Source organism: Pseudomonas sp. EA_35y_Pfl2_R5 (genome assembly GCF_963970805.1).
Classification (GTDB): Bacteria; Pseudomonadota; Gammaproteobacteria; order Pseudomonadales; family Pseudomonadaceae; genus Aquipseudomonas.
The window spans coordinates 349,994-365,114 of the sequence record NZ_CAXAOW010000002.1 but is presented as its reverse complement, the minus strand read 5'-3'; the positions used below and the strand labels follow the sequence as shown (position 1 = coordinate 365,114).

At 61.6% G+C, this 15,121-nt stretch carries 11 protein-coding genes; 3 read left to right on the top strand and 8 right to left on the bottom strand.

Annotated features, from left to right (window positions below; genetic code table 11):
- Positions 1-53: 53 nt before the first annotated feature.
- Positions 54-3,137, bottom strand: a complete 3,084-nt coding sequence (locus AACX99_RS05600; protein ID WP_339410578.1) for a transglycosylase domain-containing protein — start codon at positions 3,135-3,137, stop codon at positions 54-56.
- A gap of 300 nt (positions 3,138-3,437) precedes the next feature.
- Between AACX99_RS05600 and AACX99_RS05595 the strand changes: the two genes are divergently transcribed.
- Both AACX99_RS05595 and AACX99_RS05590 read left to right on the top strand, forming a co-directional pair.
- Positions 3,438-4,124, top strand: a complete 687-nt coding sequence (locus AACX99_RS05595) for a class I SAM-dependent methyltransferase (protein WP_339410124.1) — start codon at positions 3,438-3,440, stop codon at positions 4,122-4,124.
- 25 nt (positions 4,125-4,149) lie between these two features.
- Positions 4,150-4,569 (top strand): VOC family protein, encoded by a 420-nt coding sequence (locus tag AACX99_RS05590; RefSeq protein WP_339410123.1) that lies wholly within the window; start codon positions 4,150-4,152, stop codon positions 4,567-4,569.
- Positions 4,570-4,585: 16 nt separating this feature from the next.
- On the opposite strand, the gene AACX99_RS05585 is transcribed toward AACX99_RS05590, so the two are convergent.
- From AACX99_RS05585 to metR, 7 genes are all read right to left on the bottom strand, one after another.
- Positions 4,586-4,915: a DHCW motif cupin fold protein gene (locus AACX99_RS05585; RefSeq protein WP_339410121.1), complete on the bottom strand. Its 330-nt coding sequence runs from the start codon at positions 4,913-4,915 to the stop codon at positions 4,586-4,588.
- 25 nt (positions 4,916-4,940) lie between these two features.
- The gene (locus tag AACX99_RS05580) at positions 4,941-5,678 is read right to left on the bottom strand and encodes a glutathione S-transferase family protein (protein ID WP_339410119.1); all 738 of its coding nucleotides are present in this window, start codon (positions 5,676-5,678) and stop codon (positions 4,941-4,943) included.
- A gap of 123 nt (positions 5,679-5,801) precedes the next feature.
- Entirely contained in the window at positions 5,802-8,948 is a 3,147-nt protein-coding gene (locus tag AACX99_RS05575) for an efflux RND transporter permease subunit (RefSeq protein ID WP_339410117.1), read from the bottom strand.
- Position 8,949: 1 nt separating this feature from the next.
- Positions 8,950-10,032 carry an efflux RND transporter periplasmic adaptor subunit gene (locus tag AACX99_RS05570; RefSeq protein ID WP_339410115.1) on the bottom strand — a complete coding sequence of 361 codons (1,083 nt, stop codon included), beginning with the start codon at positions 10,030-10,032 and terminating at the stop codon, positions 8,950-8,952.
- Positions 10,033-10,037: 5 nt separating this feature from the next.
- Positions 10,038-10,706 (bottom strand): TetR/AcrR family transcriptional regulator, encoded by a 669-nt coding sequence (locus tag AACX99_RS05565; protein ID WP_339410114.1) that lies wholly within the window; start codon positions 10,704-10,706, stop codon positions 10,038-10,040.
- 108 nt (positions 10,707-10,814) lie between these two features.
- On the bottom strand, positions 10,815-11,579 hold the full coding sequence (locus AACX99_RS05560) for a substrate-binding periplasmic protein (RefSeq protein ID WP_339410113.1): 765 nt from the start codon (positions 11,577-11,579) through the stop codon (positions 10,815-10,817).
- 50 nt (positions 11,580-11,629) lie between these two features.
- Positions 11,630-12,550, bottom strand: a complete 921-nt coding sequence (metR, locus tag AACX99_RS05555; protein ID WP_339410112.1) for a transcriptional regulator MetR — start codon at positions 12,548-12,550, stop codon at positions 11,630-11,632.
- Between the two features lie 149 nt (positions 12,551-12,699).
- On the opposite strand from metR, the gene metE reads away from it, so the two are divergent.
- A complete protein-coding gene (gene metE / locus AACX99_RS05550) occupies positions 12,700-15,006 on the top strand; it encodes a 5-methyltetrahydropteroyltriglutamate--homocysteine S-methyltransferase (RefSeq protein ID WP_339410110.1) in 2,307 nt (768 codons plus the stop codon).
- Positions 15,007-15,121 lie beyond the last annotated feature (115 nt).

Below are 15,121 nucleotides of genomic sequence, written 5' to 3'. Positions count from 1 at the left end.
GTTAAGGAGCAAAAAAACGGGAGGCCATTAGCCTCCCGTTTTTTATTGCTGCCTTACAAGCTACTGGCCTGGACCGCTGGCGTAGGAGGCAGGCATTTACTGTAGGTACCCGGCTCAAGGTAGGGCTGCAGAATGGGTGCCATGCCCTTGAGCACCTGCACCGGCAGCGCTGAGGTGAAGCGGAAGTTCTCTGCAGCGCGGCCTGGGACGAAGGCGGTAAGGGTGCCGTAATGGCGTGGTCCGAGGTAGAAGACGAAGGTCGCGGTGCGGTTCATCGCTCGCGAGCTGAGCACTCGACCGCCAGCGCCAATGGTTTCTATGCGGTTATCGCCTGTGCCGGTTTTGCCACCTACCTTGAGCGGTTGTCCGTTGGTCTGGGTAAAGCTGCCAAGCAAGCGCCGCGCGGTGCCTGCTTCAACCACATCGGCGAGTGCGCTACGCAGCGCGGCCGCGACCTCAGAGGCCATAACTCGCTTGCCCTCGGTGTGGTCGCGTACCACCAGGGTGTCGTAGGGCGTATCGGCGGCGAAGTGCAGGCTGTCGATGCGTGCGGTGGGCTGGCGAATGCCATCGTTCTGGATAATCCCAACCAGTTCGGCCAGCGCTGCTGGTCGGTCGCCGGAGCTGCCGATGGCGGTGGCCAGCGACGGCACTAGGTGGGCGAAGGGATAGCCAAGGTTTTGCCAGCGCTGGTGAATATCGAGGAAGGCTTCCACCTCCAGCATGATGCGGATACGGCTGTCGCGGGCGCTCTTATGGCGGCTGCGGAACAGCCAGCCGTAGACTTCTTGGCGCTCATCCTGGCTGGCGGCCACGGCATTGCTGAAGGTGGCTTGCGGTTGTTCGATCAGATAGCCCAATAGCCACAGCTCAAGCGGGTGGACGCGAGCGATATAGCCCTGGTCCGGCAGGCTGTAGGCCCCTGGGCCATAGCGTTTATACAGTTCGCTGATGCGCTTATCGCTGAGTTTTTCCTGGGGCAGGTACTTGCGCAGGAAGGCGGCGAAGCTGGCTTCGTCCGCATGCGGTATCAGGTAGCGGTGCACGGCGGCGAGGCGCACAGAAGTGTGGCGCAGACCGTTGAGAAAGGTATCCAGGCGCTGTTGTTCAGGCTGGTCCTGGTACTTGCGCCAAAAACGCAGCAGGAAGGTGGTGCCTTCGCGGTCGGCGAAGTCTTGCAGATAGGCCTGGCGGCGCGGGTCGTTGTCGTCCTTGAGCAGTTCGGCGCTGTTCTCCTTGCCCTGATAGGTGCTGTAGCGCACCAGGTCACGCATCAGGCGGATAAAGGGTAGGTTGAGCGACTCGCGCAGGGCTTCACGCATGCTGGCGATGCGCTGATTATCCTCGCGGCGGAAGTTGGCGAAGGTGTGGATGCCGCCGCCAGTGAAGAAGCGCTCGCCAGGGTTGGCCGAGTATTTGCGTTCCAGCGCGGCGTCGAGCATGGCCGACAGGCTGGCGTTAGGGGTGCTCTGCAGGTAGCTGATAGCCCAGCGAGTGAGATTGTCCTGGGCGTTGACCGCGCGTAATTCGCTGGCGCTCTGCCCAGTGTGGCGCTGGTGCAGTTCGGCAATAATTTCCAGATAGGTGGCTAGCACCCTGAGCTTGGCGGTGGAGCCTAGTTCCAGCTTGCTGCCCTCGTTGATGTCGAACGGCTGGTCGGTACTGTCGGTCTGCACCCGTACCACGCTGCCGTTACTGGTACGTTCGAACAGGGTGAAGCTGTAGCGCACGTCGGCGGTTTTCTCTGGGGACAGCAAGCGCTCGCCAAACAGGCCGATCTGCCCGGCAAACTCCGGGTCGGCCAATTGCTGCAGGTAGTGGCTGGTGGCTTGCTGCAGTTCGTTGTTCAGCGTGCTGGTGGTGCTCAGGTCGAGGCGGTCGAGGTCATAGAACGGCATGTTGAGCATGGCTGACAGCCGTGATCGTGAGACGCTGATGCCCTTATTGCTGTCTACTGGCTGCAGATTGGGCTCCAGCGTCCAGTCGCGGTAGCTGAGTTGCTCGCGCAGCGCTGCATCGCGTAGCGCCGGGTCAATCAGGTCGCCGCCGGCAAGCAGGCGGATATGGCTGTCAGTCAGCTCGGCCAGGTCATTACGACCTTGGGCCAGGTAATAGGACGGCCGGCGCTGGGCAATCATCAGCGCCAGTACCTGGCGCAGTGCCAGGCCGCGCTCTGCCAGGCTGGCATCTGGAGAGCGTGCGGGGTCGAGTAACTGGTTGACCCGTGCGAAGTCCGCGCCGAACCAAATACGCAGGCCATCGGCCAGACCATGTACCTCGCCGTGCCCAGGGGCGGCAGAGAGCGGCACGCTATTGAGATAGTCGCGCACGATATTTTCTCGCGCAGCCAGTGTCTGCGGGCCACTCTGGTAAGCGCGCACGCTGGCGGAAAGCATCTGCCGCAGTTTCTCGGTGGCCGACAAGGTTAGGCCGTCCGGGGAGTGGCGATATTTCTCCAGCTGGGTGGCCAGGGTGCTGCCGCCTGCTGACTGATCCTGCATATCCAACAGCTTGCCGACCTGGGAAATGGCCGCCATAACGAAGCGCGGCCAATCCACCGCCGGGTTGGCCAGTGGTTGCTCAGGATCAAGCAGCTTGCGGTTTTCGATAAACAGCAGGCTGCCGGCTACCAGCGGCGGGATGGCGTTGAAACTCGGGTAGCGCTGCTGCGGGTAGCGGAATTCATAGAACGGCGTACCGCTGCAATCACTGATGCGCAAGCCGCTCTGGATCTTCTCGGGGTAGGGCACAAACAGGCCGCGCTGGGCATAGTCGAGCAGGGCGGGGGAGAACTGCGCCTGTTGCTGGACGATAAAACTACGCTGGCCAAGGCGTTCCAGCATCAAGGGCAGATAGGTGTAGCCCTGGCGCTTATCGAAGGGGCCTTCTTTGGGGTAGATGATCGACGGGCTGGGGCCAGGTTTGACCCGATAATTGAGGGTTTGCGCGTAGCGGCTCAGCTCCTGAGCCTGGAAGCGCGAGGTACGCACTTCCTCTACAAGCAGCAGCCCAGCGGCGATGCATGACAGCAGAACGAGCAGCCAGAAGCTGACCTTCAGCTTGCTGGTGCGCTTGCGCCGGTTGGGTTGCTCTCCGGCTGGCAGGGTGGTGATGTCGAGTTGCCAGGGTGCGCCCATATTCATTTAGCCTGAGTTACTCATCCATAGGTTTGACAGGTTGCTGAATAACTTCAGCGGGCTTGAACACTGAGTTCCTCTCAGCTGGCCACTGTCTGCAGTTTAGCCGCTGGTGTGCCAGGTAGGCATGGCTGGGCGTGGTGGAGGTAGGATTTTTTGCTGGTATTTATGCGCCGTGTGCGGATTAAGTGATCAGCGGCAACACAGCTGCCCGATAACTGGCGCAGGATTGCCCTTGGCGCTGCGTGCACCTGCAGATTGCTAGAATTTTGCCGTGACGGAACAGGCGACGAGTGAGTTATGCAACGCGACCATCGGGAGCAACTTAACCTCAGTTGGCAGGCTAATGCCGATGCCTGGACGGCCGCAGTGCGCGAGCAGCGCATCGAGAGCCGTCGACTGGTGACGGATGCGGCGATCGTTCAGGCGATTCTCGCCTTGGCGCCCAAGCGTGTGCTGGATCTGGGCTGCGGAGAGGGCTGGTTGTGCCGTGGGCTGGTCGAACATGGCATTGAGGCGGTCGGCGTGGATGCCTCCGCACCGTTGATTGCCGTGGCACAACAGGCGGCCGGCGGGGCATCGCAGTACCGCGTGTGCGGTTATGCCGAGCTGGAAAGCCAGGCCGCGCAGCTAGGGCGTTTCGATACGCTGGTGGGCAATTTCGCCCTGCTGGAAGAACCCCTGGCGCCCACCCTGAATGCCCTGCATGGCTTGCTGGCAGCCGATGGTCGGCTGCTGATCCAGACTCTACATCCTTGGCGTGCCTGCAATGATGCGGGTTATCGCGATGGTTGGCGCGTGGAAACCTTTGCCGGCTTTGGCGAAGGTTTTGCCCAGCCGATGCCCTGGTTTTTCCGCACGCTGGAGTCTTGGCTGGGCCTGTTCAGTGACACCGGCTGGCGCCTGCAATGGCTGCAGGAGCCGCTGCACCCAGAGAGCGAGCAGCCGGTGTCGCTGCTAATGCTGCTCAGCTCAGAGCGCGGCTAGCAGGTCTCTGAAAAGAGGAGGGTGTATGCAACTGCTGCTGAATATCGACGTGCCGGATATCGATACGGCCAGCGCGTTTTATACCCAGGCCTTTGGCCTGCAACTGGGGCGGAGCCTGTTTGCCGGCCAGGTGCGCGAGCTATTGGGGGCGCCGCTGCCCATCTATCTGCTGGCCAAGGCTGCAGGTACCGCGCCCTTCGCGGGCAGTACTGCAGAGCGCAGCTATCAACCGCACTGGACTCCGCTGCACCTGGACCTGCTGGTCGAGGACCTGGATGACGCCCTGGCCCGCGCCTTGGCGGCTGGGGCACGGCAGGAAGGACCGATCCAGAACCAGGCATGGGGGCGTCTGGTCGGCCTGCGCGACCCTTTTGGCCATGGCTGCTGCCTGTTGCAATGGCAAGGCCAGGGTTATGCCGAAGTGGATGATGGCCAGCATGACTGAGGGCATGTATATGCCCTCAGTCGACGATAAACAGTCGCGCTCCGCTGGTGGTGGATGAGCGATGCGCTTCGGCTTGATCGGCGACCTGATAGCTCATGCCCGCCGTCATCACAAAGCGCCGGCCATCTTCCAGTTCGGTGTGCAGTTCGCCATCCAGGCACAGCAGGATATGGCCCTTCTTACACCAGTGATCGGCCAGGTAACCGGCGCTGTATTCGACCATGCGCACGCGGATATTGCCGAACACCTGGGTGCGCCAATAGGCCATGCCGGTTTCGCCGGCATGTTCGCTGCGCTCGACCTGGTTCCAGTCGGTGACGCCGAAGGGGATATCGCTGATGTTCATGGCATGAATCCTTTAGTGAAACGACTCAGTTACGTTGACGATCTTCGGCATAGCGGCGCAGTACCCACTGGCCAGCTGGGTGAGCGTGCAGCTCATCGAGAAAGGCCTGGGTTTTGCTGTCATGCCCAGCGATGCCAGCCCATGGCGTGCCGGTTGGTGTGAACAGCGGGGCGAACAGCGCGGCGGCGCTGATATCGGCCAGGGTCAGTTGCTCACCCACCAGATAGCGTGACGGATCGCCGTGGATGCGTGATTCGATCAGCGCCAGGCCTTCGAGCAGCTCGGCCTGGGACTTCGCCACGCGCGGTGGGGTGACGCCATACAGGCGTTGTACTCCGTTGATCAGCACCGGCTTCATCAGGTCGCGCAGGCCCAGCAATGGACGGTAGACCTTGAGCATGGCGTGCATCACCGAGTCCCACTGTTTGATCTGGCCATACAGCCAGCGCCGTACATGCACGCCCAGGCGATCGAACTGTTCTTCCAGCTCCAGTACCTCGGCGCGTTGTGCGGCGTCGCTCGGCAGCAATGGGCGCTGCGGGTAGCGCTGTTCCAAGTACAGGGCGATCTGCGTGGAGTCGCCAATCACGCTGTCGCCATCCCTGAGAATCGGCAGGGTGACGATATCCGCCAGGCGCTTGCTCTTCAATCGGTGCAGGCCGGGGAAGAGGTTGTCGACCTGAAAGTCGAGGCCCTTGTGGTCCAGGTGCCAACGGGTTTTTTCGCAGTAGTGGGAAATCGGGAACTGATAAAGCGTGCGCATGGTGTGCCCTCGGCAATGATGCGCCGAGTGTACGGGCTGGCGGCCCGACTACCCAGTCGCAGCCTGCAGTCCAGGCTTTCGTTGGGGGCTATGCCCAGGCCACTGCTGACCTGGGCATAGGTTTTATGGCGTGCGTTGCAGCTCGGTTTTGCCTGGCGCATTGGCCAGTAGGTGCTCCGGCAGGTCGAACAGGTCATCGTCGAAGGTCTCCAGCGGCGGCGGGCGACGCTCGAAGCGCGAACCGAGCACCAGCAGGCAAGGCGTCAGCAGCAGAGTCAGCACAGTGGCGAAGCTCAGGCCACCGGCAATCGCACTGGACAGCTGGGTCCACCACTGGGTTGACGGCGCGCCAAAGCCCAGGCTTGGGGTGAGCAGGTCGACGTTGACCCCGATCACCATTGGCACCAGGCCGAGCACCGTAGTGACGGCAGTGAGCAGCACCGGGCGCAAGCGCAAACTGCCTGTTTCCAGTGCCGCTTCACGCGGCTCCAGACCCTGGCGACGTAGCTGGTTGTAGGTGTCGATGAGGATGATGTTGTTGTTCACCACGATGCCCGCCAGGGCGATCAGGCCCATACCGACCATGACGATGCCGAACGACTGGCCGTTGACCAGCAGGCCCATCAGCACTCCAGCGGTGGACAGAACGATGGCCGAGAGCACCAGCAGCGACTGATAGATGCTGTTGAACTGGGTTACCAGGATGATAAACATCAGGAAGATCGCCACCGCAAAGGCGGTACCAAGGAAGGTCGCGGCTTCACGCTGGTCTGCATCCTCGCCGGCGAACTTCACCTGCACATCGCTGGACACTTCGCCCATGGCCGCGCGCAGGGCTTGCAGGCGTTCGTCCAGGCGCGCGCCTTCGGCTATATCGGCCTGCACGGTGATGGTGCGGTTGCCATCGACCCTGCGCAGGGTGCCGACCTTGGGCGCCTGTTGCAGGGAGACGAAGTTGCTCAGCGGAATCTGCCCGGCCGGGGTGTTCAGCGTCAGCCGGCCGAGTTGGTCGAGGGAGCGCCAGTTGGCCGGTAGGCGCACGCGGATATCCACTTCATCATTGGCGTCTTCTGGGCGGTAGGTGGCCAGTTTCAGGCCATTGGTAACCATCTGCACGGCATTGCCCACGCTTAGCACATCCGCGCCGAAACGCGCGGCCGCCTCGCGGTCGACCTTGACCCGCCATTCGATGCCCGGCAGGGCGCGGTCATCCTCGATGTCTTTGAAGCCGCCCAGGCGCTGCATATTGGCGCGTACCTGCTCGACCCACTGATCAGCCTTGGCCGGGTCCAGCGAGCTGACCTGCAGTTTCACCGGCTTACCACTGCTCGGGCCTTCTTCCTGCTTGCGGAATTCCAGAACGATGCCGGGGATATCCGCAGTGCGCGTGCTCATGTCCGCGAGAATCTTGCCGGCCGAGCGCCGCTCGTGCCATTCGACGAACTGGAACTGCAGGGTGCCGATTACATCCGCACCGAGCTGGCCGTCCGGCTGCGCCAGGGAGCGGGCATACAGCGCCTTGACCTCGCTCATGCCGAGCAGGCGTTGTTCCACCTTTTGCAGCAGAACGTCTTTCTCTTGCACGGATAAATCGCCACGGGCGCGCAGCCAGATTTGCGCGTTTTCCGGTTCGACTTCGGGGAAGAACTCCACACCATGGTTAAAGCGGCCATAGGCGGTGTAGATCAGCGCGATCACTGCGAGCATGCCCAGCAGGGTCAGGCCGGGGCGTTTCAGCAAGTTGCCCAGCAGGCGTCGATAACCTACGGCGCCACGGCCGGGCTGGGTGGCTTGCGGCAGCGGCTGGCCGCCGGTGACCGCGCCGAGTACCGGCAGAAACACCAGTGCCATGGCCAGCGACGCCAGCAGGCAGACGATGACCGTGGCCGGCAGGTATTTCATAAACTGGCCGACCACACCGGGCCAGAACAGCAGCGGCAGAAACACCACCAGGGTGGTGGCAGTGGAGGCGATTACCGGCCAGGCCATTCGCGTGGCAGCGTTAGCCCAGGCCTGGCGCGGCGTTTGCCCTTGGTGCAGGTAACGGTCGGCCAGCTCAGACACCACAATGGCGCCATCGACCAACATGCCGGCGACCAGAATCAGGCTGAACAGCACGACGATATTCAGGGTGAATCCGAGCATCCAAATCAGCAAAATGCCGGTCAGAAAAGCCCCCGGAATAGTCAAGCCAACCAGCAAGGCCGAGCGCATACCCATGCTCGCCACCACCAGAATCAGCACCAGCACGATGGCGGTTATCACGTTGTTGAGCAGGTCGCTGAGCATGGTTTTCACCTGCTGCGACTGATCCATGATGTAGCTGATCTTGAGGCCTTCGGGCAGCAGCGGCTGAGCCTTGACCATCAGCGCTTTGACCTGCTCGATGGTGTCGATGATGTTCGCGCCGCTGCGTTTGGACACCTCCAGCACCACCGCCGGCTGGCCATTGATTCGTGCGTAACCGGTAGGGTCCTTGAAGGTGCGGTGAATGGTGGCGACATCGCCGAAGGTCACCACGCTGTTGCCTACCACCTTGATCGGCATGGACAGCACGTCTTCGAGGTTTTCGATCACCCCGGGCACTTTCATGCTCATGCGCCCGGCACCGGTGTCCAGGCTACCGGCGGCAACTAAACGGTTGTTGCGACTGATCAGATTGAACAGCTCGTTGTAATCGATGCCGTAGCTGTCGAGTACCTGCGGGTCGACGACGATCTCCAGCAGGTCCTCGCGGTCGCCGCCGATTTCTACCGACAGCACTTCGGCGATGCCTTCGACGTTTTCTTTCAGGCGACGGGCGATGTACACCAGTTCGGTTTCGGCAATCGGCCCGGAGAGGCCAATCGACAGCACTGGAAACAGCGCCACGTTGACTTCATTGACCGTAGGCTCTTCGGCTTCCTCGGGCAACTTGCTGCGCGCGGTATCGACCTTCTCGCGCACATCGGCCAGGGCCAGTTTGGCATTGAAGCCGGCATCGAATTCCAGAGTCACCGAAGCATGGCCTTCGCTGGCCATGGAGCGCATTTCCTTGACCCCTTCGAGGCTGCGCAGCTCCTGCTCCAGCGGCCTTACCAGCAGGCGCTCGGCGTCTTCCGGGCTGATGCCTTCGAGGGTTACCGAGACATAGATGATCGGGATGCTGACATCCGGATTGGCTTCCTTGGGGATGGCGAAATACGCCGTCAGCCCGCCGAGCATAAGAAACAGCAATAACAACAGGCTGGTGCGGCTGCGATCGAGCGCTGCAGCGATCAGGCCATGCATATCAGCTACCCCCTTTGGCCAGCTGGCTGATGACCTGCTGGCCCGGCTCGACAAAACCTTGGCCGAGAGTGATCAAGGCCACCTTGTTTGGCAGGCCGCTGACCCAGGCCCCCTGGTTGTCGACGCTGATCAGTTGCACGGGCGTGAATTCCACCTGTTGCTGCTCATTCACCCACTTGACGCCATGCCGGCCGGCTTTATCCAGGCTCAGCAGGGCGGGTGACAGGCGATGGGCCAGGGCTTCGCCAGTCTGTACATGCAGGGTGGCGCTGGCACCCGCCAGGCGCAGAGCCTGCGGATTGTCGACCTTGACCTCGATACGGAAACTGCGTGAGCCGGGGTCTGCAGCTGCGGCGATAAAGTGCAGCTCGCCCTGCAGTTCGCGGCCATCGAGCAACTCGACGCGCACGCTCTGGCCCAAAGTCAATTGGGTGACTTCCTGCTGGGCGATCTGTGCGCTGACCTTGAGTTGGCTGATGTCCACCAGGGTCAGCAGACCTTGTCCTGGCTGAACGAAATCGCCCAGCTCGACCATGCGTTGGTCATACACCCCGGCAAAGGGCGCAGTGATCTGCGTATTGCCCAGCTGAATGCGCGCCAGGTCCAATTCGGCACGGGCCTTGGCCAGCTCGCTCTGCAGGCGGATCAGCTCGTTGGCGGAAACCATGTTGCGTTCACGCAGTCGTTCGGCAGCGCTGGCATCGGCAGCGCGCTGGCGTACATCCGCTTCACCCTTGGCCACCTGAGCCGGGCGGTTGTCCGTGGACAGGCTAAGCAGTAGCTGGCCTTGCTTGACCGGGTTGCCTTTATCCTGATCCAGACGTACCACTGTGCCGCTGATCTGCGAGCGCAATTCGACCCGGCGCCAGGCTTCGATCTGCCCCTGTACCACATGTTGGCGTTGCATCGGGCTGGCTTCCAGCCATTGCACTTCAACCTTGGCCAGGCCCTGTTTTTCTGTGGGCGCATCGGCCGTGGCGGTTTCCTGAGCCTTGAACAGCGCACCGCTGAACAGCCAGAGCACGAGCAGCAGGCTGATGGCGACGGCGATCAACCAGGGGCGTTTGAACAGCTGACTGAACATGGCGGTTACTCGTGGCTATGAGGTTGAGCAGGGGCTTGCGCAAGCAATTCAGCGGCCTGTGTACGCAGGCCGGCAATGATGAAGTCGGTGACGCGGGCGAAATACTCATCCAGGGCAATCGGTTCGGCCCAGTGGACAAAACCACCGGAGGCGATGCGCGCCATCACCCCGTTGACGCAGGCCTCGACGCCCCACAACAGGTTCTGACAGTCGCGCTGGCTTAGCGCCTGGTTGTTTAAGGCGACGCCGAGCATGTCGCCGAAGAACAGCTGGAACTCGCGCTCCATATCGAGGAACTGCTGACGGTATGGGGTTTCCAGGCGCTCTTGAAACTCCGGACGGTCGCAGTGCAAACACAGTTGCGCCTGGATCGGGTTGGCCAGCATTTGTTCGAAGGCGCGGTGGATCACTCGGCGCATGGCGTCCTGCGCTGGGCTAGCGGCATGCAGCTCGCGCAGTTCTAGCAAGTTGTCGTGACTGAGGTCGAGCACCAGGCGCGCATACAGGGCTTCTTTACTGGGGAAGTGTTTATACACCGTGCCTTTGCCGATACCGGCGGCAATCGCCACTTCGGCAATGGTTACGCGGTCCCAGGGCTGCTCGGCAAACAGCTGGCGGGCCGCGTCGAGGAGGGCTTTCTCGCGTTGTTCAAAGAGTTGGTTTTGGTAGCGCATGGGTATTTATCGAAAGTCGTGACCGGTGGTCATGCTATGACTGTTGGTCACGATGGGCAAGCTGGCAGATGTAACAGGCTTTGCCGTGGTCCGATTCGATTGGGGCTGTCAGGGGGCGGTTGGCGAGTGGAACTGTTGCCAGAGCTGTGCGTAGCGGCCGCTGTCCTTGAGCTCACGCAGGCCCTGGTCGAACAATTGCTGCAGGCGTTCGCTCTCGGGTAGCTGGCGGGAGAAGATCAAGTGGTAGTCCCAGGTTTCATAGGGTTGCGTGGTGGTCAGGCGGGCTCGCTCCTTGGTGCTGAGCTGGCTGAGTACATGGCTACCCGAGCCTTTAACGATATCCACCGCATCAATGCGCCCGGCGGCCAGCTTGCGCAGGTTGATCAGTTCATCACCGCCTGCCTCGTACTGCACCCAGCCGCGTTGTTCGGCTTGCTCCAGCACCGGCATCTTCGCCGAGCCCAGCGGAATACCGATGCGCAGGCCGTTTAGCTGCTCGGCTCCGGCCAGGCTACCGTCCCAGCTGATGGGATTGTCACGGCGGTAGAACAGCACCACTTCATCGCGATACACCACCGTGGAAAACAGGCAGTCGGCCTCGCGCTCCGGCGTGCGACCCCAGATGGCCGAGGCTTGCCAGCGGCCCCGTTTAACTTCCGCATAGGCGCGTTTCCAGGGGAAGAAGCCGTATTCCACGCTGATGCCCTGGGTGGCGAAGGCTTCGTTGATCAGTTGTGGCACCACCCCATAGTGCGGCAGCGCCTCACCGATAAAGGGCGGCCATTCGCCGATGGCGATGCGGATAGGTTCCTGGCTCTGTGCGGGTTGGCAAAGGCCGGCACAGAGCAGCAAAGCGGTGAGCAAACGACGCATGCAGTGCTCGATATTCAAGTGGCGGTTTATTCAAGCTAAGCACACTCACTCTAGCCGCGCGCCACGCTGACGCCTTCGAGGTTGGCGAAGGAGGTGTCCTTGGCGGTCAGCAGGAAGTCGCGCATAAACGGCGCATCGAGCATGTCGGTGCGGATACCTGCATACAGGGTGGCGAACAAGCCCTTGTCGCCCAGGCGCTTGGCGGTTACGTAGCCGCGTGAACTGTATTCATGCAGCGCCCAGTTGGGCAGGCCGCACACCCCGCGACCGCTGGCCACCAGCTGCATCATCATCACCGTCAGCTCGGAGGTGCGTACCTGAGCGGGCTCGACATCGGCGGGTTCGAGAAAACGGGTGAAGATATCCAAACGATCACGTTCCACCGGGTAAGTGATCAGGGTTTCCGTGGCCAGGTCCTGAGGTTTGATGCATGGTCTGCTTGCCAGCGGATGCTGGTTGGCCACTGCCAGCATGGCCTCGTAGGTAAACAGCGGCACATAGGTGATACCGGCCAGCTCGACGGGGTCGCTGGTCACCACCAAGTCCAGATCGCCGCGTGCCAGCGCCGGCAGCGGAGCGAAGGAGAAGCCCGAGGCCAAATCCAGTTCCACCTCTGGCCAGGCATCGCGGAACTGGTCGATGGTCGGCATCAGCCACTGGAAGCAGCTGTGACATTCGATGGCCATATGCAGGCGGCCGGCTGTACCGCCGGCCAGGCGCGCCAGATCGCGTTCGGCCCCGCGCAGCAGCGGCAATACCGTGTCGGACAGCTGCAACAGGCGCAGACCGGCGCTGGTAAAGCGTACCGGCTTGGTCTTGCGCACGAACAGCTGCATGCCCAGGCGTTCTTCCAACTCCTTGAACTGATGGGAGAGTGCTGATTGGGTCAGGTGCAAGCGCTCGGCAGCATCCACCAGGCTTTCGCTTTCGCGCAGGGCATGCAGGGTTTTCAGGTGGCGCAATTCGAGCATGGCGGGCCTCGGTTTTTGGCAGGGCGGGATTCTGGCGACAAGCAGAACATGAGTAAAACTGTAGATCAAGGCGAATAGATTGAGTTTGTCTCACTTAGGCAGGATGCCGAGAATGGCTGCATCTTATTGATCTGCTGGAGCGTTCTGACATGGCCCTGTCCCATTCCCTTGGTTTTCCGCGTATCGGTCGCGACCGTGAACTGAAAAAAGCCCTGGAGGCCTACTGGAAAGGTGAACTGGATAAGGCCGGTCTGCAGATGGTCGGCCGTCAGCTGCGCGCCGCCCATTGGCAAGTGCAGAAAGACGCCGGCATTGACTTGCTACCGGTCGGTGACTTCGCCTGGTATGACCAAGTGCTCACCCACTCACTGACCTTTGGCGTGATCCCCGAGCGCTTTCGCCCAGCAAATGGCAAGCCGACCCTGGATACCCTGTTTGGCATGGCGCGTGGTGCCGTTGGAAACAAGAGCAGCCAGAACACCTGTTGCGGTGGTGCTCATGCGCAAGAGATGACCAAGTGGTTCGATACTAACTACCACTACCTGGTCCCTGAACTCACGGCCGACCAGCATTTCCAGCTGAGCTGGGAACAACTGTTTGATGAAGTAGAAGAAGCGCGCGCCTTGGGTCACCGCATCAAACCGGTGCTGATCGGCCCGCTGACCTATCTGTGGCTGGGCAAAGCCAAGGGCGCCGATTTCGACAAACTCGACCTGCTGGAGCGTTTGCTGCCGGTCTACGGCGAAATTCTCCAGCGCTTGGTCGCTCAGGGGGTGGAGTGGGTGCAGATTGACGAGCCGATCCTGGGGCTGGACCTGCCGCAAGACTGGAAGAATGCATTCGAGCGTGCCTATAACCTGCTGCAGCGTGAACCGGGCAAGAAGCTGATCGCCACCTATTTTGCCGGCCTGGAAGACAACCTCGGCCTGGCCGCCAGCCTGCCGGTGGACGGCCTGCATATCGACCTGGTGCGAGCCCCCGAGCAGTTCCCGACCATTCTCGACCGCCTGCCGGCCTATAAAGTGCTGTCTCTAGGCGTGGTCAACGGCCGCAACGTTTGGCGTACCGATCTGCAGGCTGTGCTGGAGACGTTGCAACAGGCTCAGAAGCGCCTGGGGGAACGGTTATGGGTCGCGCCGAGCTGCTCGCTGCTGCACAGCCCGGTCGATCTGAACCGTGAAGATAAGCTGGATGACGAGCTGAAAAGCTGGCTCGCCTTCGCCGTGCAGAAGTGCGAGGAAGTTGCGCTGCTGACCCGCGCTCTGAATGATCCGCAGAACGCCCAGGTGCAAGCCGCAGTGGCGGCCAGCAATGCCGTGCAGGCCAGCCGTGCGCAATCACCGCGTATCCACAAACCTGCCGTGCAGGCGCGTTTGGCAGCCATTACTGCCGCTGATAGCCAGCGGCAGTCGCCGTTTGCCACGCGCATCGAGCTGCAACGTGCGCGTCTGCGGTTGCCGTCGTTCCCGACCACCACCATTGGTTCGTTCCCGCAAACCGCAGCCATCCGTCTGGCACGTCAGGCGTTCAAGGCTGGCAAGCTCTCGGTAGGTGACTACACCGAGGCCATGCACAGCGAGATTCGCCACGCCGTCCAGGTGCAGGAAAACCTTGGCCTGGATGTGCTGGTGCATGGCGAAGCCGAGCGCAATGACATGGTCGAATACTTCGCCGAGCAGCTCGACGGTTATGCCTTTACCCGTTTTGGCTGGGTACAGAGCTATGGCTCGCGCTGCGTCAAACCAGCGGTGATCTATGGCGATCTGAGCCGGCCCAAGGCCATGACTGTGGCCTGGATCGGTTATGCACAAACCCTCACCGATAAAGTGATGAAGGGCATGCTGACCGGCCCGGTGACCATGCTGATGTGGTCATTTCCGCGTGACGATATCTCCCGTGAGCAGCAGGCGCGCCAGCTGGCCCTGGCCATTCGTGACGAGGTGGTTGACCTGGAAACCGCCGGGATCAAGGTCATCCAGATCGACGAAGCGGCGTTCCGTGAAGGCCTGCCGCTGCGTCAGGCGCAGTGGCAGGGCTACTTGAACTGGGCCACCGAGGCGTTCCGTCTGTGCGCCTCCGGTGTGCGCGATGAAACGCAGATCCACACCCATATGTGCTACAGCGAGTTCAACGATGTGATCGAGTCCATCGCTGCCATGGATGCTGACGTGATCACCATCGAAACCTCACGTTCGGACATGGAGCTGCTGGAGGCCTTTGAGCGCTTCGATTACCCCAACGACATTGGCCCCGGGGTCTATGACATCCACTCGCCACGGGTGCCGGACAGCAGCGAGATGGTCAAGTTACTGCGCAAGGCCGCCCAGCGCATACCCGCCGAACGCCTATGGGTCAATCCGGACTGCGGCCTGAAAACCCGCGCCTGGCCGGAGACTGAGGCAGCGCTGATCAATATGGTATCTGCCGCACGGCAGCTGCGTAGTGAGCTGGCTTGAGCAGAGTTTTGTCGCCGCAAAAGCGCCTCCCTCACGCCCGATCAGATCTAGCAGGGGAGACCGCTCGTCTCCCTTCATTAAATTGTCATGCTTGTGTGGCAGCGCGCTCGCACAA

What these genes read in the sequence shown, in the direction of transcription:
- AACX99_RS05600 (WP_339410578.1), bottom strand. Translation starts at nt 3,137, where the DNA reads ATGGGCGCACCCTGGCAACTCGACATCACCACCCTGCCAGCCGGAGAG.
- AACX99_RS05595 (WP_339410124.1), top strand. Translation starts at nt 3,438, where the DNA reads ATGCAACGCGACCATCGGGAGCAACTTAACCTCAGTTGGCAGGCTAAT.
- AACX99_RS05590 (WP_339410123.1), top strand. Translation starts at nt 4,150, where the DNA reads ATGCAACTGCTGCTGAATATCGACGTGCCGGATATCGATACGGCCAGC.
- AACX99_RS05585 (WP_339410121.1), bottom strand. Translation starts at nt 4,915, where the DNA reads ATGAACATCAGCGATATCCCCTTCGGCGTCACCGACTGGAACCAGGTC.
- AACX99_RS05580 (WP_339410119.1), bottom strand. Translation starts at nt 5,678, where the DNA reads ATGCGCACGCTTTATCAGTTCCCGATTTCCCACTACTGCGAAAAAACC.
- AACX99_RS05575 (WP_339410117.1), bottom strand. Translation starts at nt 8,948, where the DNA reads ATGCATGGCCTGATCGCTGCAGCGCTCGATCGCAGCCGCACCAGCCTG.
- AACX99_RS05570 (WP_339410115.1), bottom strand. Translation starts at nt 10,032, where the DNA reads ATGTTCAGTCAGCTGTTCAAACGCCCCTGGTTGATCGCCGTCGCCATC.
- AACX99_RS05565 (WP_339410114.1), bottom strand. Translation starts at nt 10,706, where the DNA reads ATGCGCTACCAAAACCAACTCTTTGAACAACGCGAGAAAGCCCTCCTC.
- AACX99_RS05560 (WP_339410113.1), bottom strand. Translation starts at nt 11,579, where the DNA reads ATGCGTCGTTTGCTCACCGCTTTGCTGCTCTGTGCCGGCCTTTGCCAA.
- metR (WP_339410112.1), bottom strand. Translation starts at nt 12,550, where the DNA reads ATGCTCGAATTGCGCCACCTGAAAACCCTGCATGCCCTGCGCGAAAGC.
- metE (WP_339410110.1), top strand. Translation starts at nt 12,700, where the DNA reads ATGGCCCTGTCCCATTCCCTTGGTTTTCCGCGTATCGGTCGCGACCGT.